Source organism: Streptomyces rishiriensis, from assembly GCF_003112535.1.
In the GTDB taxonomy this organism is placed as follows: domain Bacteria; phylum Actinomycetota; class Actinomycetes; order Streptomycetales; family Streptomycetaceae; genus Streptomyces; species Streptomyces rishiriensis.
The window spans coordinates 58,783-77,554 of sequence record NZ_BEWA01000010.1; the positions used below are offsets into that span (position 1 = coordinate 58,783).

Annotated in this window: 21 protein-coding genes and 3 pseudogenes; 12 read left to right on the plus strand and 12 right to left on the minus strand. The window is 70.1% G+C overall.

The features are described from left to right. Positions 1-83: 83 nt before the first annotated feature. Positions 84-926 carry a helix-turn-helix transcriptional regulator gene (locus Sri02f_RS17845; protein ID WP_109002298.1) on the minus strand — a complete coding sequence of 281 codons (843 nt, stop codon included), beginning with the start codon at positions 924-926 and terminating at the stop codon, positions 84-86. Positions 927-1,028: 102 nt separating this feature from the next. Between Sri02f_RS17845 and Sri02f_RS17850 the strand changes: the two genes are divergently transcribed. Further along, on the plus strand, positions 1,029-1,724 hold the full coding sequence (locus Sri02f_RS17850; protein ID WP_109002299.1) for an SDR family NAD(P)-dependent oxidoreductase: 696 nt from the start codon (positions 1,029-1,031) through the stop codon (positions 1,722-1,724). A 106-nt stretch (positions 1,725-1,830) separates the two neighbouring features. On the opposite strand, the gene Sri02f_RS17855 is transcribed toward Sri02f_RS17850, so the two are convergent. Both Sri02f_RS17855 and Sri02f_RS17860 read right to left on the minus strand, forming a co-directional pair. Further along, the gene (locus Sri02f_RS17855; protein WP_109002300.1) at positions 1,831-2,709 is read right to left on the minus strand and encodes an alpha/beta fold hydrolase; all 879 of its coding nucleotides are present in this window, start codon (positions 2,707-2,709) and stop codon (positions 1,831-1,833) included. A 24-nt stretch (positions 2,710-2,733) separates the two neighbouring features. Then, complete coding sequence (locus Sri02f_RS17860) at positions 2,734-3,435, minus strand: SDR family oxidoreductase (protein ID WP_109002301.1); 702 nt, start codon at positions 3,433-3,435, stop codon at positions 2,734-2,736. Positions 3,436-3,686: 251 nt separating this feature from the next. Here Sri02f_RS17860 and Sri02f_RS17865 point away from each other — a divergent pair. From Sri02f_RS17865 to Sri02f_RS17875, 3 genes and pseudogenes are all read left to right on the plus strand, one after another. Continuing rightward, a pseudogene (locus Sri02f_RS17865) lies at positions 3,687-5,185 on the plus strand (MFS transporter). A gap of 260 nt (positions 5,186-5,445) precedes the next feature. After that, a complete protein-coding gene (locus Sri02f_RS17870; protein ID WP_109002302.1) occupies positions 5,446-6,015 on the plus strand; it encodes a TetR/AcrR family transcriptional regulator in 570 nt (189 codons plus the stop codon). Positions 6,016-6,161: 146 nt separating this feature from the next. Next, positions 6,162-7,070 (plus strand): aminoglycoside phosphotransferase family protein, encoded by a 909-nt coding sequence (locus tag Sri02f_RS17875; protein ID WP_109002303.1) that lies wholly within the window; start codon positions 6,162-6,164, stop codon positions 7,068-7,070. Between the two features lie 55 nt (positions 7,071-7,125). Here Sri02f_RS17875 and Sri02f_RS44090 read toward each other — a convergent pair. From Sri02f_RS44090 to Sri02f_RS17885, 3 genes and pseudogenes are all read right to left on the minus strand, one after another. Continuing rightward, positions 7,126-7,304, minus strand: a pseudogene (locus Sri02f_RS44090) (IS21 family transposase); the annotation flags it as partial. 2 nt (positions 7,305-7,306) lie between these two features. Then, positions 7,307-7,579 (minus strand): hypothetical protein, encoded by a 273-nt coding sequence (locus tag Sri02f_RS17880; protein ID WP_109002304.1) that lies wholly within the window; start codon positions 7,577-7,579, stop codon positions 7,307-7,309. Further along, positions 7,572-7,979 carry a hypothetical protein gene (locus tag Sri02f_RS17885; protein ID WP_109002305.1) on the minus strand — a complete coding sequence of 136 codons (408 nt, stop codon included), beginning with the start codon at positions 7,977-7,979 and terminating at the stop codon, positions 7,572-7,574. Before Sri02f_RS17885 ends, Sri02f_RS17880 begins: the two co-directional genes overlap by 8 nt. A 122-nt stretch (positions 7,980-8,101) precedes the next feature. Between Sri02f_RS17885 and Sri02f_RS17890 the strand changes: the two genes are divergently transcribed. Continuing rightward, positions 8,102-8,704, plus strand: coding sequence for an ArsR/SmtB family transcription factor (locus tag Sri02f_RS17890; RefSeq protein ID WP_109002306.1), 603 nt, complete (start codon positions 8,102-8,104; stop codon positions 8,702-8,704). Here Sri02f_RS17890 and Sri02f_RS41730 read toward each other — a convergent pair. Further along, entirely contained in the window at positions 8,701-8,847 is a 147-nt protein-coding gene (locus Sri02f_RS41730) for a hypothetical protein (RefSeq protein ID WP_167467568.1), read from the minus strand. The two genes, Sri02f_RS17890 and Sri02f_RS41730, sit on opposite strands and share 4 nt — an antisense overlap. Here Sri02f_RS41730 and Sri02f_RS42855 point away from each other — a divergent pair. From Sri02f_RS42855 to Sri02f_RS17910, 4 genes and pseudogenes are all read left to right on the plus strand, one after another. Then, positions 8,810-9,048: pseudogene (locus Sri02f_RS42855) on the plus strand (MFS transporter); the annotation flags it as partial. The gene Sri02f_RS41730 and the pseudogene Sri02f_RS42855 sit on opposite strands and share 38 nt — an antisense overlap. Before the next feature lie 488 nt (positions 9,049-9,536). After that, complete coding sequence (locus Sri02f_RS42860) at positions 9,537-9,893, plus strand: TetR/AcrR family transcriptional regulator C-terminal domain-containing protein (protein ID WP_245970663.1); 357 nt, start codon at positions 9,537-9,539, stop codon at positions 9,891-9,893. A 94-nt stretch (positions 9,894-9,987) separates the two neighbouring features. After that, positions 9,988-10,302 (plus strand): hypothetical protein, encoded by a 315-nt coding sequence (locus Sri02f_RS17905; protein WP_109002307.1) that lies wholly within the window; start codon positions 9,988-9,990, stop codon positions 10,300-10,302. A gap of 10 nt (positions 10,303-10,312) precedes the next feature. Continuing rightward, on the plus strand, positions 10,313-11,383 hold the full coding sequence (locus Sri02f_RS17910) for a M14 family metallopeptidase (RefSeq protein WP_109002308.1): 1,071 nt from the start codon (positions 10,313-10,315) through the stop codon (positions 11,381-11,383). A gap of 90 nt (positions 11,384-11,473) precedes the next feature. On the opposite strand, the gene Sri02f_RS17915 is transcribed toward Sri02f_RS17910, so the two are convergent. From Sri02f_RS17915 to Sri02f_RS17930, 4 genes are all read right to left on the minus strand, one after another. Further along, positions 11,474-12,871 carry a hypothetical protein gene (locus Sri02f_RS17915; protein ID WP_109002309.1) on the minus strand — a complete coding sequence of 466 codons (1,398 nt, stop codon included), beginning with the start codon at positions 12,869-12,871 and terminating at the stop codon, positions 11,474-11,476. A 6-nt stretch (positions 12,872-12,877) separates the two neighbouring features. Further along, a complete protein-coding gene (locus Sri02f_RS17920; protein WP_159106720.1) occupies positions 12,878-13,645 on the minus strand; it encodes a hypothetical protein in 768 nt (255 codons plus the stop codon). 31 nt (positions 13,646-13,676) lie between these two features. Further along, complete coding sequence (locus Sri02f_RS17925) at positions 13,677-13,949, minus strand: ABC transporter permease (protein ID WP_109002311.1); 273 nt, start codon at positions 13,947-13,949, stop codon at positions 13,677-13,679. Positions 13,950-14,370: 421 nt separating this feature from the next. Further along, a complete protein-coding gene (locus Sri02f_RS17930) occupies positions 14,371-15,246 on the minus strand; it encodes a LysR family transcriptional regulator (RefSeq protein WP_109002312.1) in 876 nt (291 codons plus the stop codon). 122 nt (positions 15,247-15,368) lie between these two features. On the opposite strand from Sri02f_RS17930, the gene Sri02f_RS17935 reads away from it, so the two are divergent. Both Sri02f_RS17935 and Sri02f_RS17940 read left to right on the plus strand, forming a co-directional pair. Further along, positions 15,369-16,367, plus strand: a complete 999-nt coding sequence (locus tag Sri02f_RS17935; protein WP_109002313.1) for an NADP-dependent oxidoreductase — start codon at positions 15,369-15,371, stop codon at positions 16,365-16,367. A 165-nt stretch (positions 16,368-16,532) separates the two neighbouring features. After that, on the plus strand, positions 16,533-17,198 hold the full coding sequence (locus Sri02f_RS17940; protein WP_167467570.1) for a hypothetical protein: 666 nt from the start codon (positions 16,533-16,535) through the stop codon (positions 17,196-17,198). Between the two features lie 370 nt (positions 17,199-17,568). Here the strand turns inward: Sri02f_RS17940 and Sri02f_RS17945 are convergent, their stop codons facing one another. After that, complete coding sequence (locus Sri02f_RS17945) at positions 17,569-18,006, minus strand: DoxX family protein (protein WP_109002314.1); 438 nt, start codon at positions 18,004-18,006, stop codon at positions 17,569-17,571. A 541-nt stretch (positions 18,007-18,547) separates the two neighbouring features. Between Sri02f_RS17945 and Sri02f_RS17955 the strand changes: the two genes are divergently transcribed. Further along, positions 18,548-18,769: a hypothetical protein gene (locus Sri02f_RS17955; RefSeq protein WP_109002315.1), complete on the plus strand. Its 222-nt coding sequence runs from the start codon at positions 18,548-18,550 to the stop codon at positions 18,767-18,769. Positions 18,770-18,772: the final 3 nt, after the last annotated feature.

Here is an 18,772-nt window from a genome sequence, read left to right on the forward strand (position 1 = left end):
GCGCCTGGTCGGCGTGTGCGCGAGCACGCCGCCGACCAGGCGCGTCGGCCCAGGAGCCCCGCGCCGAGGGCGGGACGCCTCTGCTAGCCGTCCACGCGGACGCCGCTGGTGACCCGCAGGAACTCCAGCTTCTCCGCGTCGGCGGAACCCGCGGCCACGGTGTAGACGACGAGGCGGATGTCGCAGCCCGGGACCGTGAGCACGTCGCAGTCGCAGGTCACCTCGCCGACCTGGGGATGCACGACGGTCTTGCGGGCCGAGACGTGCGGGCCGACCGCACCCTCGTCCCAGAGCCGGGCGAACTCCTCGCTGCCGGAACGCAGTTCCGCGACCAGGCCGGTGAGCGCGCGGTCGCGCGGGTAGTCGAGGAGCGCGGTGCGCAGGTCGGCGACGAGCGCGGGTTCCAGGGCGTCGCCGTCCTGGAGCACGGGCCAGGCCGCGAGCCCGGAGGGCCCCACGGCGAAGACCGCCCGCACCAGGTTCCGCTCGGTGTGTGTCCGTGCGCCGGGGTCGCCCAGCAGCGCTGCCCACGCGGGCGTCCAGGTCAGCAGGGTCCAGTCGGCACTGAACACCCCCACGGGGAATTCGCCGAGGCGGGCCAGCATCCGTTGGACCCCGGCGGGAACATGCGTGGAGATCGTCCCTTCCTGGGGAGGGAGGAGGCCTGCCAGCCGGTAGGCGTAGTCGCGTTCCAGCGGCTGTAGCTGCAGTGCCCTGGCCAGGCTCGCGACGACCTGCGCCGAAGGGCTCGTGGCACGCCCCTGTTCCAGCCGCACCACATAGTCCACCGACAGCCCGGCGAGCTCGGCCAGTTCCTCGCGTCGCAACCCCGTCGCACGTCGTCCGGGCCGCGCGGCCCGCCCGACGTCGAGGGGGGACAGCCGGTCGCGCCAGCGGCGCAATGCGGTGCCAAGGGTCTCGTCCACGCGACCATTGTGTCTGCCGGACAGCCGCGGTGCCTGGTACTGGCCGTCCTACCGTCGCAGGGGGCACTGGTTGTCCCCTCGTCGCGGTCCGAGAGTGAACGCATGACGACAACGCTCATCACAGGAGCCAACAAGTCCCTCGGGTACGAGACCGCCCGCCGGCTGATCGAGGCAGGTCACACCGTCATCGTCGGCGCTCGTGATCCGGAGCGCGGCCGGGCGGCCGCCGACGCGCTCGGCGCCCGTTTCGTGCAGATCGACGTGACGGACGACGCGTCGGTGGCCGCGGCCGCCGACGACATCGGGGCCCATGAGGGCGGCATCGACGTCCTGATCAACAACGCCGGCGTCCTCGGGACGCACAGCCCCGCCGACCGGATCACGGCCGCTGACGCCGTCGCGGTGTTCGAGGTCAACGTCGTGGGGATCGTCCGGGTGACGCACGCGTTCCTGCCCCTGCTGCGCCGATCTGCGAACCCGGTCATCGTCAATGTGTCCAGTGGAATGGGGTCGTTCGCGGCCACTCATGACCCCGGGCGCGCCGAGGGACAGGTCGTCGCGCCGCTCTACACGGCGTCGAAGGCTGCCGTGACCATGTTGACCACGCAGTACGCGAAGTCCTTGCCGGACGTGAAGGTGAACGCGGCCGACCCGGGGTACACCGCGACCGACTTCAACGGGCACAGCGGCCCGCAGACGGTGACCGAGGGGACCGACGCCATCGTCGAACTCGCCACCGTCGGGGCGGACGGCCCGACCGGAACCTTCCGCGACCGTCACGGTGAGATGCCCTGGTGATCCACCTCCGAGTGCGCCGATCCTCGGCCTGGACGGCTGACGCTCCGGCCCCTCGGTCCCTCATGGCGTTCACCGATCGAACGCAGACGCCGAGTTGCCGGGGCGCTCACGCCGGCGAGGTCAGCAGGTCGGCCAGTACGTCGGGCCGTTCCAGGGCGATGAAGTGGCCGGCCTGCGGGACCTGGGTGAAGTCGGCGGCCGGCAGCAGCTTCTTGTCGGCTTCCCGGTCCGAGGGGCGGGACCAGTCCATTTCGCCGTAGACGAGGTGGACGGGGGCCTTGACCTCGGGGTAGCGCGAGCGGGCCGCGATGAGGCTGGGCAGGGCCTGGTAGACGCCTCGGGCGACGGTCGGGTAACCGGGGCGGCTTCCCACCTGGAGGAGCTCGTCCACGTAGTCCTCCCTCAGCGCGCGCTTGTCGCCGAGGCCGCCTTGCAGGATCCTGCGGAACACGGCCCTGGGCTCCACTCCGGCGATCACCGGGCCCACTCCCGGTGCGAGGACCCCGCCGACCACCACACGGGCGAGGAGGCCGGAGCGGGCGATCCCGTCCGGGAAGTCGTAGGCGTTCACCGCGACGACGCGTCGGACGCGCTCCGGCAGATCGGCCGCGGTGGTGAGCGCGAGCACCGCGCCCATGGACTCGCCGACCAACGTGACGTCGTGGAGGTCGAGTTCGGTGAGGAGCCGTTCGACGCCCGCGCGCATGGCCGGCTCGTCGTACGAGGCGCCGGGCACGATCTCGGAGTAGCCCATCCCCGGCAGGTCGAGGGCGTACACGGTGTAGTGGTCCGCGATCAGCGGGATGAGGAGGCGGAAGTGCTCGGCCTGGGTGCGCACGGTGTGCAGCAGGACCAGGGGAGCGCCGGCGCCCGCCTTGAGGTAGCGCAACGTCCCTTCGTGACCGCGGTGGCCGGGGCGCGGTGCGATGGTGTGGGTGGTGGTCCCCGGGATGTGCATCGTGGGGCGTGACTCGTGGAGGGGCATCTCGTCGGCTCCTTGTCCGGCGTACTACTGGGCCAGCTGGGGGTACAGGGCGGCGAGGTCGCCGGCGAGACCGGCCTTGACCTGGCGCGAGATGTCGTCCGCGAGTACTTCGTACGCTCCCGCTTCGACGCCGTCGAGGGCGAGTGCGGCGACCTCGCGCGGGTCGGACTTGGGCGCGACGACGCCGGCCGTCAGGTCCGTGTCCACGTATCCCACGTGCAGTCCGGTGACGGCGATGCCGCGCGGCTGGAGCTCCAGGCGCAGGGAGTTGGTCTGCGACCACAGGGCGGCCTTGGAGGCGCTGTACGAGCCGCCGAGGGCGATCCAGGAGAGCGCGGAGTGCACGTTGAGGAGGTGGCCGCCGCCGTTGCGCTCGATGACGGGCGCGAAGGCCCGGGTGAGCAGCAGCGGGCCGTAGAAGTTGGTCTCGAACTCGCGGCGTACGTCGTCGACGGGGGAGTCGAGGAAGGACGCGCCGACCGAGGCGCCGGCGTTGTTGATCAGTACGGTCACGTCTCCCGCCTGTGCGGCGGCGGCCGCCACGGAGTCGGGGTCGGTGACCTCCAGCGCCACCGGGACCGCGTCGGGGTGCGTCACGCTGCGCGGGTCGCGGGCCGTGGCGTAGACCTTGCCGGCGCCGCGTGCGTAGAGCTCCTCCACCAGTGCCTTGCCGATGCCGCGGCTGCCGCCGGTGACGAAGACGTTCGCGCCCTTCAGAGCGGTCATGACTACCTCCACAGAATGAGAAACCGATCGGTTTCCACCACCGTAAACCGATCGGTTTCTCGATGCAAGTACGCGAGGGGAATCGGCCGCGTCGGAGGAGTGGGGTGGAGCATGCGGCCCGCTTCCCCGCCCTGCCGTGGGCATGGGGGCGGGCCGTTGGCTTGCGCTGTGGAAACCGATCTGTTTTCCTAGGTGGAAACAGATCGGTTTCCGCCCGGTGGCTGGCCTATGGACTGCAACCAAGGGGAAAAGTGAGTACCACCTTCGACCGCGGAGCGCCCGTCTCCGGGACATCAGGTTCGGGCCGCCGCGGCTCACATGCCGTGCGCTGGTGGGTGCTTGTCGTGCTGGGCACGGCGCAGCTCATGGTCACGCTCGATGCGACCGTCGTGAATATCGCGCTTCCCGCAGCGCAACACGACCTCGGGTTCAGCGACGGCAGCCGGCAGTGGGTCATCACCGGTTATGCCCTGGCGTTCGGCAGCCTGCTGCTGCTCGGCGGCCGGCTCGGTGACCTGTTCGGCCGGCGTACCACCTTCGTGACCGGCCTGGTCGGTTTCGCGGGTGCGTCCGTCCTCGGCGGCGCGGCCACCAGCTCGACATCCTCGTCACGGCACGCGTGGCCCAGGGTCTCTTCGCCGCGCTGCTCGCGCCTGCGGCACTGTCGCTGCTCAGCGTGACCTTCACCGACCCGAGGGAGAGGCCGAAGGCGTTCGGCGTCTTCAGCGCGCTGGCCGGTGCGGGCGGCGCGATCGGACTGTTGCTCGGCGGCATGCTCACCGAATGGGCGTCGTGGCGCTGGGTGATGTACGTGAACGTCGTCTTCGCGGCCGTCGCGCTGATCGGCGCGGTGCTGCTGCTGGCCAAGCCCGCGGTCACCGGGCGGCCCAGGCTCGACATTCCCGGCACCCTCGTGGTGAGCGCCGCGCTGTTCGCCGTCGTCTACGGCTTCGCGCACGTCGAATCCACCCGTTGGACCGACCCGGTCAGCCTCGGCTCCATGGTCGCCGGTGTGGCGCTGCTCGCGGTCTTCGTCTGGCTGGAGTCCAGGGTCGCGCATCCGCTGCTGCCGCTGCGACTCGTATGGGACCGCACCCGCGGGGGTTCGTTCCTGACGGTGTTCGTCATCGGCATGGGGATGTTCTCGATCTTCCTCTTCCTGACCTACTACCTGGAGGCGAGCATCGGCTACTCGCCGATCAAGACCGGACTGGCGTTCCTGCCGATGGTCGCGGGCATCGTCGCCGCGTCGACCACGGCGCCTTCGCTGCTGCTGCCCAGGGTCGGCCCGAAGATCGTGATCAGCGCCGGCTTCCTGGTCGCCGCGTCCGGCATGGCCCTGCTGACCCGGCTCGAGCTGGACAGCGCCTACCTCGCCGACATCATGCCCGGTCTGATCCTGCTGGGTCTCGGCCTCGGCGGAGTGATGGCCACGGCGTTCCAGGGCGCGACCGCGGGCATACATCACGAGGACTCGGGCGTCGCCTCGGCGCTGATCAACACCGGTCAGCAGGTGGGCGGTTCGATCAGTACGGCACTGCTGACCACCGTCGCCTCGTCGGCCGGGACCGACTACCTGTCCTCGCACAAGCCCGGCGCGCTGACCATGGCCCAGGCCGGAGTCGAGAGCTACACGGCCACCCTGGCGTGGGGCGCCGGGTTCTTCGTGGTCGGAGCCGTCCTGTCGGCGCTTCTGATACCGAACGCGCCGCTGGCGCCGTCGGAGGGCGAGCCCGTGATCGCCCACTGAGCCCGGCTCCGGAGTGAGAGATGCCCTGCCACCCGCGCTGATCACCGCCCTCATGGCGTGAACCGGCGAAGGGGGACAGGGCATCTCCGAGTCGGTGTCGACGTCTGCCGCGCGATCCGTCCTCACCGCACCGATATGGCGGAGGCCGCATTCTTATACCCCTCGACCGTGGACGGCGGGTAAGCGCGCCCCCGCCAAGCGCCCCAAGCATCGTAAACCGATCGGTTTTCAATTGGGCGGATCCGAGTTAACCTCGCAATATGACCACGGACGTGAAGGCAAGTCCCCGGGAGCGGCTGCTGGAGGCAGCGGCCACGCTCACCTACCGAGACGGTGTCGGCATCGGTGTCGACGCGCTGTGCAAGGCGGCGGGGGTGTCGAAGCGCTCCATGTACCAGCTGTTCGAGAGCAAGGACGAACTGCTGGCAGCAAGCCTCAAGGAGCACGCCTCGGCCTTCGTGGCCACACTCCTCCCTGCGGCGGACGACGACGGTTCACCCCGCGAGCGGATCCTGCACGTCTTCGATCAGGTGGAATCACAGGCGGGTGCGCCCGGGTTCCGGGGCTGCCGGTACCTGGCCGTGCAGATCGAACTCAAGGAGGAGGACCATCCTGCGAGCCGGGTCGCCCGCCAGATCAAGGCGAACCTGACCGCCTTCTTCCGCTCCGAGGCCGAACAGGGCGGTGCGCGCGATCCCGATCTGCTGGCCCGTCAGCTCAGCCTGGTCTTCGACGGGGCCAGCGCCCGCGCGGGAATCGGAGTCGACAACCTCACGGGGCTCATCACGCCCACGGTGACCACCCTGCTCGACGCGGCGGGCGTGCGCTGACGGATCGGTCCGAGCCCTAGGCCGATCCACAGGGCATGAGCATCCTCCTGTTCGCCTGCCCTCCCCGTGGACGCCTTGTCGCTGCATTCGCACTGTTCCCGAGGGTGAGATCCGCTCCGTCTGCCGTCTCAGTATGGTGACTTCGCATGACCGACACCGACACCGACACCGACACCGAGATCACCGCAGAGCTGGTTCGCGGTCTGCTGCAGGAGCAGCATCCAGACCTTGCCGGGTTGGCCATCCGCGAAGTGGCGGGCGGTTGGGGCAACCAGATGTGGCGTCTAGGGGACGAGTTGGCCGTGCGTATGCAGCGCATGGACCCCACCCCGGATCTCCAGCTCAAGGAGCGTCGGTGGCTCCCCGTGCTGGCTCCGCGCCTTCCGCTCCCGGTGCCGACCCCGGTGAGGTTCGGCGAACCGTCCGAGCGCTTCCCCAAGCACTGGACGGTGATGACGTGGGTTCCCGGCGAGCCGTTGGACCACGGGTCGATCAGCCGCGGCGCCCACGCGGCCGACGTGCTGGCGGACTTCCTCCGGGCGCTCCATGTGGAGGCGCCCGCCGAGGCCCCGGTGGCCACGGACCGCGGTGCCCATCCCAGGAACTGCACGGACGGCTTCGAGGCCTTCTTCCAGGCCGTTGTCCCCGACGACATCGCTGCCGGCGTCCGGGCCGTCTGGGACGACGCCGTTGCGGCCCACGCGTGGGAGGGTCCGCCGCTCTGGGTGCACGGTGACCTCCATCCGGCGAACGTCGTCGTCTCGGACGGAACGCTTTCGGGCGTCGTCGACTTCGGGGACATGTTCGCCGGCGACCCGGCGTGGGACCTCGCCGCCGCATGGGTGCTGCTGCCCGCGGGCATGGCCTCACGGTTCTTCGACGTGTACGCGCATGCGGACGAGGCGGCGATCAGGCGTGCCCGCGGGCTGGCCGCTATGAAGAGTCTCTTCCTCATGCTCATGGGGCAGAACGGAGATCGGGGCCTTCCCGGCGGCAAGCCGAAGTGGGGACCTGCAGGCCGGGCGGCACTTGATCGTGTACTGAAGGGCGTTTGACACGCGCCCCTTTGAACATGAGTGTTTGCGGCAACGGTCGGGTGCCGACCGGAAGGTGCAGCAGCAGGACCTCGACCAGGGCTCAAGTGCCGGCAGCGTCCCGTGGGTTTTCAGGGGAGCGGCCCAGAACGCCTCATGGGTGGCGGTGAAGGAGCCCTCGGCACGCGGCGCGGCCAGCGCGGTCGATCCGGCCATGACGCCGGGCTTGACCGGCAGGATCTCCAGGTAGTGGTCGGTCAAGGGCGGCGTGCGGTCAGCAGCCAGGCGATATTCATCAAGGTGATCGCTCCCCGGATCCAGCAGACGGCGGCGCTTCCGTCCGGCGCCAGCGCCGTGGCGAGTACGCCCAATCCGACGGTGCCCAGAACCAGCCTGGTGCTGCGCCTCAATGCCAGTGACGCGCGCAGCGGCCCCGGTTCGGCCAGTCTGTCGGCCAGGTAGGCGTCGAACGCCTCCGCGACCTGATCGTCGATCTCGTCCCGCATCTGGGCATCGAGTGAGTCAGACATGGACGGCCACCCGCTGCACCATAGGTGTCTGAACGGAAGCCATCACCGGCGGCCGCAGCGCGACGACAGTGCACAGTGCCGCGAGGGGCAGTTCCAGCGTGCAGGCCAGCGCCAGTGAGATGACGACGGAGTGCCCGGCCGTCATGACGTCGAACCAGGCGTCGACCAGCAACATCACGGCCGTCGCGATCGACGCCAGCGGCGCCCGGTGGTCACTGCGCCGGACCAGCAGCGCCGCGGTGAGCAGACCGGCGATCTCCAACGCATCGAATCCGACCCAGGCGACCCGCCAGTGCTGTGCCGGATAGAGGTCCGGCAGTGTCGTCCACAGCACCGCAAGCCACGGCACCAGCGCCAGCCCCGCGGCCAGTAACAGCCTTCCGGCCAGGATTTTTCGCATCTCGACCCCCGAGCGTCCCGGTGCCCACTGGCACCCTCGTGCACCAACGTAGCGATTGCAGAGATATTCTGCAAACAATCTCTGTGATGACTGCAGAGGATCTCTGCAGTACGCTGGTCGCTATGGTCGAGCGCCCCGACAAGAGAGTGCTCACCGGCCCGGACCTCAAAGCCTTCTACAAGGCACTGTCCAACCCGGTGCGCCGCGACATCCTCAGCTACCTCGGCGAGCACGGCGAAGCGAACTCCACCAGCGTCGCCAAGGCCCTCGGTGAGAGCACCGGCACCACCAGCTACCACCTGCGCAAACTCGCCGAGCTCAAGCTGATTGCTGAGATCGAGGAACGGTCCACCGGCCGGGAACGCTGGTGGAAGTCACTCATGACGGACATCTTCACGCCGCCGGGCCTGGAGCTGACGGCCGATGAACGCGAGGCCGCGGTGAAGATCGGCACCCTCAAGATGGCCCATGACCTGAACCTGGTCGTGAGCGCATACGCCGGGTACGACTCCTCCGCAGGCTGGAACCAGATCTACCGCGCCGGACTGTGGATGACGAAGGAGCAGGTCGCCACGTTCGTCGAGGAGTACCAGACGCTTCTGCGCAAGTACCTGACGGAGCCCGGTGACCACCCACCCGACTCACGGCACATGGCCGTACGCCTGGTGGTTGTGCCCGACGAGGGCCCCCGGCCCGCCCTGCCTGCTGAGCCGGACGACGATTAGCGCCACACCAGACGACAGAGTCCCGGCACCGAGGTCAGCCCAGGGCAGTGACGCCGTCCGGCCTGCTGTTCCTTGTCGGCGATGTGCCGCAGGCTCAACTGGAGAATGGGCCGGGTCGCCTCCGCCTCCCGCATGCTGGCCATGGGCGCCGCCCCCTCGGGGCCTTCGTCGGCGGCTGGCTGGCCACCGCCTACGACATCCGCACGCCGCTCTGCGCCGCCGCGGGCTTACTCCCGGCGCTGACGGCCGTCACGGCATCCATGACCGGCAACCGCCGGGTCGAAGCAGCGCTGCGTGCCGCCGCCCCAGCCGACGTCCCGGCTCACCGGCAGGCAAGGATCCCGCCCGGAGTCGGAGCCCCATGGGGTGAGCCTATTGAGTGGAATTGCGCAGAATCTTCATTCTGTACGTTCCTCCCCTCCGGTGGCGGACATGGTCGAGCGGGAGAGTCGGGGAAAGCGGCGACGGCTGAATCGCCGACTGGTGATCACCGCGGCCGTCGCACTCGTCGACCGGGAAGGACTCGCGGCGCCTACCATGCGGCGGCTCGCCACCGAGCTGGGGGTGGAGCCGATGGCCATCTACCGCTATACCGCAGGTAAGCAGGAGCTGGTCGACGGCCTGGTCGAGGCCTTCTTCGCCGAGGTCAACGACCGACTGCGCACCTCGTCCGAGGAGCCTCGCCAGGACCTTGCGGAGGAAGCCGGCCGGGGCGGGCCGCAGAACAGCCCTGGCGCGCCGAACTGGACCGGATCGCCCGCGCGTTCAGGGCCGAGGCGCGGGCCCATCCCGAGATCCTGCCCGTGGTGGCCACCCGCCGCTCGCCGTTCCCGTGGCCCGGCGCCCGGCCCCGCTGCTCCAGCTCACCGAACACATCCTCGCCGTGCTCGGCCGCGCCGGATTCGACGACCCCACGACGCTGACGATCTACCGTGCCTTCGTCGCCTGGAACCTCGGCTGCCTCCTCGTGGACGAGCGCCCGGTCGTCGACGACCCCGACGAACCGGACCTCATGCTGCGCCTGGGGCTGCACCGGCTGCCCGCCGCCGACTACCCACGACTGCGTGCCGTTGTCCCACGTCTGGCCGAGAACGACGGCGAACGAGACCTCATGGAGGGCCTTGACAGTCTGCTGAGCCGCATGCCCGATCCTGCCCTTGACGCGTTCTACGACGGAAGAGCACGCTGAGAATACGAGGTACGCATCGGACGTACACCTACGTCGGCAAGTGCGTCGCCGACACCGCCGAGGTGAGCACGACGGCGCCCGGAAAGTGGCCGCCATGTCCAGCGAGTACACCACCCTCCGCGTCCGCGTCACGGCCGAGGACGCCGACACGCTGCGAGCACTTCTGCGCGAGGTCCGACCCGACGTCGGCGGCGGTGTCCGCCGGACTGAGGACGGCTCCATCGGCATCGACGCCTACGTGTCGCCCGAGCAGGCCGAGGCCCTCGACCGCGAGGGTGTGGTGGTCACCGTCCACGCGGACGCCACGGCCACCGGCAAAGCCCGCCAGAGCGAGGTCGGCGAGGGAGACCGGTTCGCTCCCGGGGACGCGGTTCCGCACGGGCTCGCCCTCAAGGCGACGGACGCCTAGGAGGGACACCATGTCGTATCTGAACGTCACGGAGGTCGAGTCGGCCGTGGCATCACTGGCCGCCGCATTCCCGGCCGCAGAGCTCATCGAACTCCCGGAGCCCTCCGTCGAAGGCCGGACCGCACACGCCCTCAGGATCGGCACGGGAGGGCGGGACGTCCACGACGCCGTCTTGCTGATCGGCGGCGTGCACGCCCGCGAGTGGGGGAGCTGCGAGATCCTGGTCGACCTCGCGGCCGACCTCCTGGAGGCCCACCGCGACGGCACCGGACTCACCTACGGCGGCACCGCCTTCACCGCCGCCCAGGTGCGCAGCGTCCTCGACGGGCTCGACGTCGTCGTCTTCCCGCTGGTCAACCCCGACGGCCGGCACTACAGCCAGACCGTCGACCCCTTGTGGCGCAAGAACCGCAACCCGGCTCTGTCCGGCGGCGACCCGGCCGGAGTCGGCGTCGACATCAACCGCAACTACGACTTCCTCTTCGACTTCGAGGCCGCTTTCCATCCGGCCGCTCCGGTGCGGGTCTCCAACGACCCGGCGGACCCCCAGCAGGTGTACCAGGGCCCCAGCCCCTTCTCGGAACCCGAGACCCGCAACGTCCGCCGGCTGCTCGACCAATTCCCGCGCACCCGCTGGTTCGTCGACCTGCACAGCTACTCCGAGGACATGCTCTTCGTCTGGGGGGACGACGACAACCAGTCCCTCGACCCGAGCCGGAACTTCCGGAACCCGGACTTCGATCACCAGCGCGGACTGGCCGACGACCTGCTGTACGGGGAGTTCGTGCCCAAGGCCGACGCCGACGACTCCGCCGTCCTCGCGGAACAGTTCAGCCGGGGCGCGAAGGGCGTCCGTGGCAAGGACTACACCCCGATGCCCGGCTTCGACCTGTACCCGACCTGCGGAACCAGCGACGACTACGCCTATGCGCGCCACCTCATGGACTCGCACAACGGCAAGGTCCTGGCCTTCACGGTGGAATGGGGCAAGAGCTTCCAGCCGCCGTGGCCGGAGATGGAGCACATCATCCTCGATGTCGACGCCGGTCTGCTGCAGTTCTGCCTGAGCGCTGCCACCTAGCATCGCCTCTCGCCTCTCGCCTCTCGCCTCGCACCCGCGCCTGGCCGCTCCCGCCCGGGGACGGCTGAGAGCGGTCGGCGACGCCCAGGCCTACGCGGCCCGGTGGAAGAAGAACGGGTCGATCGACGGCGGCACGCGCGTCACGTTGTCCAGGTCGAACAGCTGGTGGCTGACGAAGTCGGCGTGCCGTTGATACGTCACTCCCTCGGGGAAGTCGGCGAAGTCGGGCGTGTTGTTGCCCGAGAACACCCCGTAGAAGTCCCGGCCCACCGAGAGCAGCCGGATGTAGTCGCCCAGGTACGGAAAGAACTGCGCCCGCGGCACGTTGGCCGGCGCCTGGTGCAGGACGTGGTGCTCCGCCGGGGTCTGCCAGCCGTCGCCGGTCAGCTCCAGCGTCGTCACCCACTGGCTGTGCTTGAACTGTTGGTACGCAAGCCCCAGCAGGGAGTCCGTACTGACCGCCAGTGCCGGGTTCTTGGCGTCGGTGACGGTGCGGACATCGGACGACCAGGTCTGCCCGTGGTCGGTGGAGTGGCGTACGTGCAGCGTGCAGCCGACCCCGGGCGCCGCGCCGCCGCGGTCGCACCAGGCCACCCACACGTCGGCCGGGTCCGTCGGGTCCACCGCGATCGCGAGATCGCCGCCGAGGCGCTCCTGCCCCATGAAGGCGTTGAACCTCTCGGTGCGCTCTGCCACCACCCGCTGGCCGATCCCGGAATCCTCGGCGTCCTTCAGATCCTGGAACGCGTTCGGACCCAGACCCCCTTCGTCGTCGCGGGTGACCACGACGTCGAACGTGACGTTCAGGATGCCCCCGCCGACGTCACCGACGTCGCGCCAGCTCTCGAAGACCGCGTACACCGTGCCGTCGGGATGCAGCGCGATCCGCACCGGCGGCCCGTCCTGGCCGGACGGCGCGCGCCGCTCGATCACGCTGGGCTTGAACCCGGCGGGCGCCGGCGCCGTGCGAGCGTTGTCGGAGACGTCGACGGCGGCGGTCTGCGGCTGCCGGCCCAGGTCGTTGTTGGCGACGTAGACGCGGTCGCGGATGTCACCGTGCAGCCGGACGCTGGCCGCCACCACCCACGGCTGGTCCGGGCTGTCCCGGGTGACGAGGATTTCCATGGGCGCCGTCGAGGAGATGCCCGGCGAGCGCAGGATCTGCATGCGGGTCACCTTGGGCCGGTGCAGTCCGCTGAGGATGCCCGCGTACAGGGCGCCTCCCTCGGACGCGAACCCGACCGAGATGTCCCCGGTGCCCGTGTCGGCGTCCGCGCCGGGGATGATGCTTCTGAGGCCCCAGGTCTGCCCGCCGTCGGTCGACACGTAGACCGGGGCGAGAGGGCCGCCCATCGGATCGGGCGTGAACGCGGTCGCGACGATCTCGGAGGGGCTCTCGGGATTGACCGCGAGATTGGGCTCAGCGTCCTGGCTGCGGCCGCCGCTCAGCGCGGCGGGAGTGATGTTGACGACTTTGAGCGTGGGCATGCCGACTCACCTCCGTGCCGCCTGCAGCGTCTGAAGCTTCTGCACCGGCTGGTAGTCATCGGGGTGAAGGATCTGGAACGGGGCCCACTCAGCCAGCGCCCCTTCGGTGGCGTGCAACATCCACATCCCCTCCTGTGCGGGCTGCGGCTTGGGCGCCCGGAACCAGCGGAAGTCCCGGCTGTTGGGGTAGAGCACCGTGATCCGCCCGGGGGCGATCTCCCCCTGCTCCACATGGGACACGTCGAGCTGGGCGCGCCACCAGTCGGGGGCGTGCTCGCTGAACTTCTCGTCGGGGGTCCGCCCGCTGCCCGCCTGCTCCAGGCCGACGACCACCGCGACCACGACCGCGTCCGCCTCGTCGGCGTGCGTGACCAGGCCCTCGTTCTCGATGTCGCGCTGGAGAGCGGAGAACGGCATCGGATCGGCGCTCCTGGCGACCCGGGAGACGTCCGGAGCCACCGCGTCGGCGGGCAGGCGTCCGATCTCCCGGACGGCAAGCCCTTCGCCGTAGGCCATTCCGTCGGTGAAGAACGCGGCCGCCTCGCCGACGGTCGGCGGATCGAGGTCGTCCGACAGCTGAACGGTGACCTCGCTCCCCCCGAGCCTCGTGAAGGCGTCGGGGGCGTGCAGCACCGTGTCCACCTTGACCACCGCCGTGCGTTCGCCGGCCGGTACCTCCGCGAGCCGTGTGTCGCCGACGCGGGTGACCGTGCCCAGGAAGCTCAGCGGAGTCCGCCGGACCAGTCCCAGCACATCTTCAGGACCATCGGGCATGACGGTCCTCCTCTCGCCTCAGCCGGCCGCGCTACCGCGAGGCGTGCGCCGCAGCCGGGTGGGTTCGCCGCCACTCCGTCCGGGCGCCGAGTGCGCACAGGACGGTGACCAGGGCCGTGGCGGCCACGATGAGCCACTCGACGGCTCCGCTTCCGGCGTCGGGCTCGACGCCGAAGAGTGTTTCGATCCAGTCGCGCCAGATGAGCGTGACGAGGAAGAGCAGCCCGGAGAGGGTTCCCAGGGCGATCTCCGCCCAGAAACGCCTGCGGACCGGCCGCACCTCCCGGAAGGCATGGAAGCCCATTTGGAGCCTCCCTTCTCTGCCCCCGGGGCGACCTGCCGAGCCGTCCCGGGCGGATGCCGGGCTCGCGACAAGGGCTCGGTGCCGGAGCCACCGTGGCGCCAGGCACCCTCGACGGGGTGAGCGGACGCAGTGGAAGCTCGACGTACACCTACGCTGCACACATACTGCGTGTACAAGTCTCCGCTCCCTCGACTCCTCGGTCAACCGAGTCCCCGGCCGCGCTCGCCGCACCGGGACGCTGAAGGAACAGCCCTGCCGGCCGCCCCAGAGCGACGCGTCGCGCAGCGCCGCCATAGTCTGGGAGCAGTCTCCGGCGGCGTCGTGGAAAAGAGGATGGTCGTCGACGCCTTGAAGGTCCTGGGCGCCGGGCGCATTTGGGTCCCTGGGGCAGTTCGGCGCCAGGCGGGGCGGCCGGTCCCGGTCAGGCTGCCGGGGCGGCGAGGACGGCCTTGGCCGCCAGCCGGAGGTTCCTGATCATCGGATTCGGGTCGCCCTTGCGGCTGACCAGGACGACCTGGCTGGAGGGAGCGCCCTCGATCGGGACGGTGACGAGGTCGGGACGCAGAGAGCTCCGCCGGTCGCCGACCGGTAGCACGGCGATCGCCCTGCCGCTCGCGACGAGTTCGAGCTTGTCCTCGTAGCTTTCGATCGGCGGCACGCCAACTCCGAGGATCCGGTAGGCAGTCCAGTCCGCGGTCGTGAACGCGCACGGAGCCACCGCCTCGCCGGCCAGTTCGTCCGCGGTCACCGACGCGCGGACGGCCAGGGGATGGCCGCGCGGAACCACGAGCATCCGCGGCTCCTCGTACAGCGGGGTGGTGAACACGTCGTCGGCGGCGAGCGGCAACGGAGCCCGCGCGATCAGGGCGTCCACGCGCTTGTCGGACAGCGCCCCGACGTCGCGGCAGCTCAGATACCGGGTGGCGATCTCGGCGTCCGGGTGGCGGCGGCGCAGTTCCCGTACGGCGGCAGTGATCACCAGGTCTTCCACGTAGCCGATGGAGATGCGCTCGGTCTCTGTCTGTTCACGCGCGGCCGACTCGGCCTGCCGGGCGGCCTGCAGCAGGGCGTGGGCCCGGGGGAGGAACCTCTGGCCGGCCGGAGTGAGCCGGGTGCCCTGAGGCACGCGGTCCAGCAGCCGCGTGCCGAGATGCTTCTCGAGCCGTTGGATCTGGCGGCTCAGCGCGGGCTGGGCCACGTGCAGGTCGGCGGCGGCCCGGCCGAAGTGCTGATGGGCCGCCACCACGGTGAAGTAGCGCACCAGCCGCAGTTCCAGGTCCTGTCCGAGATCGTTCACCCTTTCACCGTACCCGTCATGCCGTTTCGGAATGGACAGGTTGCCGAACCGGTCTTGGACGGCCGTGCCGCCCTTGGCCTTGACTGAAGGAGCAACGTTTCCGGAAGAGAGCGACAGGCGCGATGAAGGCGATCCAGATCCACGCAGCGGGCGGGCCGGAAGTTCTGCGGTATGACGAGGTGCCGGTTCCAGAGATCGGCCCGGGCGAGGTGCTCGTCCGGGTGCACGCGGCGGGCATCAACCCGCCGGACTGGTACCTGCGTGAGGGGATGAAGGTCATGCCGGCCGAGATGAGGCCGGCGCTGTCGTTCCCCCTGATTCCCGGAACGGACATGTCGGGCACGGTTCAGGCCGTCTCCCCGGACGTGCGGGGGTTCGCCGTCGGTGACGAGGTCTTCGGCATGCTGCGGTTCCCCGGATTCGACGGCCGGACGTACGCCGAGTACGTGGCCGCGCCCGCTTCGGACGTTGCTCACAAGCCGGCCCGTATCGACCACGTGCAGGCGGCCGGGGCGCCGATGGCCGCCCTCACGGCCTGGCAGTACCTGGTGGAACTCGGCCACGACGTGCCGTCCCCGTTCACCGGCCGGGTGCACCGGCCGGCGCCGATCACGCCAGGGATGACCGTGCTGGTCAACGGGGCCGCCGGTGGAGTGGGCCACTTCGCGGTGCAGTTGGCGAAGTGGAAGGGGGCGCACGTGATCGCGGTGGCCTCGGGCCGGCACGAGCAGTTCCTGCGCGAGCTCGGCGCCGATGAGTTCATCGACTACACCAGGACACGGGCCACGGACGTGGTCAGCGGTCTCGACCTGGTGATCGACACCGTCGGTGGACCGGACAGCTCACGCTTCCTGACCGTGCTCAAGCGCGGCGGCACCATGCTTCCGGTGTTCTTCGCCCAGTACGACCCGCAAGAGACGGCGAGGCTGGGCATCACCGTCTCGAACATTCAGGTACGGTCCAGCGGCCCCCAACTCGCCGAGATCGGGAGCCTGTTGGAGGAGGGCACGCTTCAGGTCGGGGTGGACAGCACCTACCCGCTGCCCGATGCGGGCAGCGCACACACGCGAGCGGCGCAGGGCCACCTCCAAGGCAAGATCGTGCTGACGGTGGCCTCGTGATCGCCGGACTCCGGCATGGGCCAAGACGCGAATCCCGCTGAACCCGGGGGCCGCGCATCATGGTGAGCCGCTGCTGACCCAGAAGTCTTGACAATCACTTGTCCGGCATTCCTGATGGGGCGGGGTGGTTTCTCTTCAGTCGTCGCTTGCCCGTGAGGGGTCGTCATGCGTTTCGTCCGTGGTGTCGCTGTGCCGGCAGTGTTCGCGTTTCTGCTGGCGGGCTGCTCCGCCGGTTCCCTCGGTGGTCTGGGCGAGTCCGGGGCTGCGGCGGCCGGGCCGTCGAAGACGCCTGCCGCGGGCGGGTCGTCCGGGCGGTCGCTCGCGGTGGGCGCCGGCCCGCAGAAGGCGTACACGGTGCAGAGGCAGCCGGCGGCGGGCAGTTGCAGGTACCGGTATGAGCGGGGTGAGCCGTTGGAGGACCCCGCTTGCACACCGGGTGCTGTTTCTCCGGCGGTCACGCAGAGGAACCTGGCGTCGACGATATGCCGCAAGGGCGGCTACACGTCGGGGATACGCCCCTCTGCCTATGTGACGGGCAAGGAGAAGAGGCTCAATGCCGCCTCCTACGGCTATAGCGGCCGTCTGAGCGACGCCGAGTACGACCACCTGATCAGTCTTCAGCTCGGCGGTGACCCCAACGACCCCCGGAATCTGTGGGTCGAGTCCGCCGACCCCGACCATCGGGCGGGCGCCGGCGTGAACAACAAGAAGGATCCGGTGGAGACGAAGCTGCACACGGCGGTCTGTGCGGGGAAGATCACCCTCGCACAGGCGCAGCAGGCGATCGTCAGGGACTGGACCACCGCGCTGAGCACGCTCCACCTTCACTGAAGAAGTCGTTTCAGAGCCGGGGGCGGTCTCCTGGCGTCGGCCGGTGCGGCCGGCGTGGTGCTGCTCGATGCCGTGGTGCCGCTGGTCGAGGACCCCGTGCGGGCAGATCGCCGTCACCTGGCGGGTGAAGGACTGCCTCTCGCTCCTGAACACCGAGCGGTGGAACAGCCCGAACGGGCCGGTGCGTTCGACGCTCTCGCGCTCGACCGTGCGGTGGCCGGTCACGGAGTAGGCGGGCTGCGAGGGGTTCCGCATGACGGTGCTCGCGGCGCGGTCGGTTCAGCACTTCGCGCCACGGCCGGGCGGACGCCGACCCGGGCACGCGAAGGCGGCGTCCGACCGTGCCGGACGCCACCTATCCCCTGGGGGCTCACACCCGTCGTCGTACCAGCTTCAGCAGATCCCTGGTGGAGTCCCGGCGGACCCAGGCGATCAGGACGAGCGGCACGACGAGGATCAACGGGGTCGCCGCGTTCTCGCCGTCGAAGACGGCCATCTGGACGACGAACGCGCCGACCATCAGCGCGCTCAGCGCGAGCGCGGCCACCGACTGCAGCACAGGGATCAACAGGGCGACGGCACCGGCGAGTTCGAGTGCGCCGATGACGTACATGCCGGTGCTGCCCCAGCCGATCCGCTCGAAGGAGTCGACGGCGTAGGAGTTCGCGATCAGCTTCGGCAGGGCGCTGGCGATGCCGTAGAAGAGGGCGAGCAGCACCTGTACGGTGCGCAGGGCGATCCGGGCGCGGCGCCCACGGGAGGCGGGGGCGGAAGCCGCGGAGGTGACGGGGGCGGTGGTCTCGGACATCAGGTTCTCCTGTGCTGCGCGGGGTGATGAGCGCTACGTGCTGCGGTCACAGGGATAGACCGGGCGTCACCCCAGAACTCATCGGTACAGAACGCACCGGTCCTGCACCGGAAACCCTCCGCGCCAGGTGCACCAGCGCCCGCCATCCCGCGGACGGCCCCCACCGCCCGAGCCAGCGCCCACGCCGGGGCAGCCCCTCCACCGCCGGCTCCGGGTTCGCGAATCGCCACCCTCAAGTGCTGGCGCCTCCTCCGTACACTCCACTGCTCGACGACCCGGATCACCGGCCTCGTCCAAGCCGTCCTCGTCCCTTGTCGGCCCGGACGCGGTCCGCACGCGGAGATGCGCGAGCCGCGCGAGGTCGGGTCGAACGGGGCGGCTGGCGCTGTTCTCTGGTTGATTCCACGGTGGCCGGTCTTTCAGGCAGAGCAGGGCTTGTGGGGCGTCTGGCGGGTTTTGGGGCGTGGTGCCGGGGATGAGCGCCTGTGCGCATGGCACGCTCCCTGCCCGGCCGGCGGGGGCGCGGCGCACGGTCGAACGCATGGGAGACGTCAGGGAAGTGTGCGAGGGCCGCGGTGACGGCACGGACTGCCCGAACGGGGAAGTCTTCGAACCCGGCGAGACGGGGCCGCGGTGTGAGGAGTGCCGGCATCACTGGGAGCTGGACGAGACGGAGCCGGAACGCCGGGCGGGCGAGGAGGCCGCGGGGCTGACCCGGCCGATGGGGGACCCGTGGGAAGCCGGGCGGGGAACCGCGGCGTAGCCC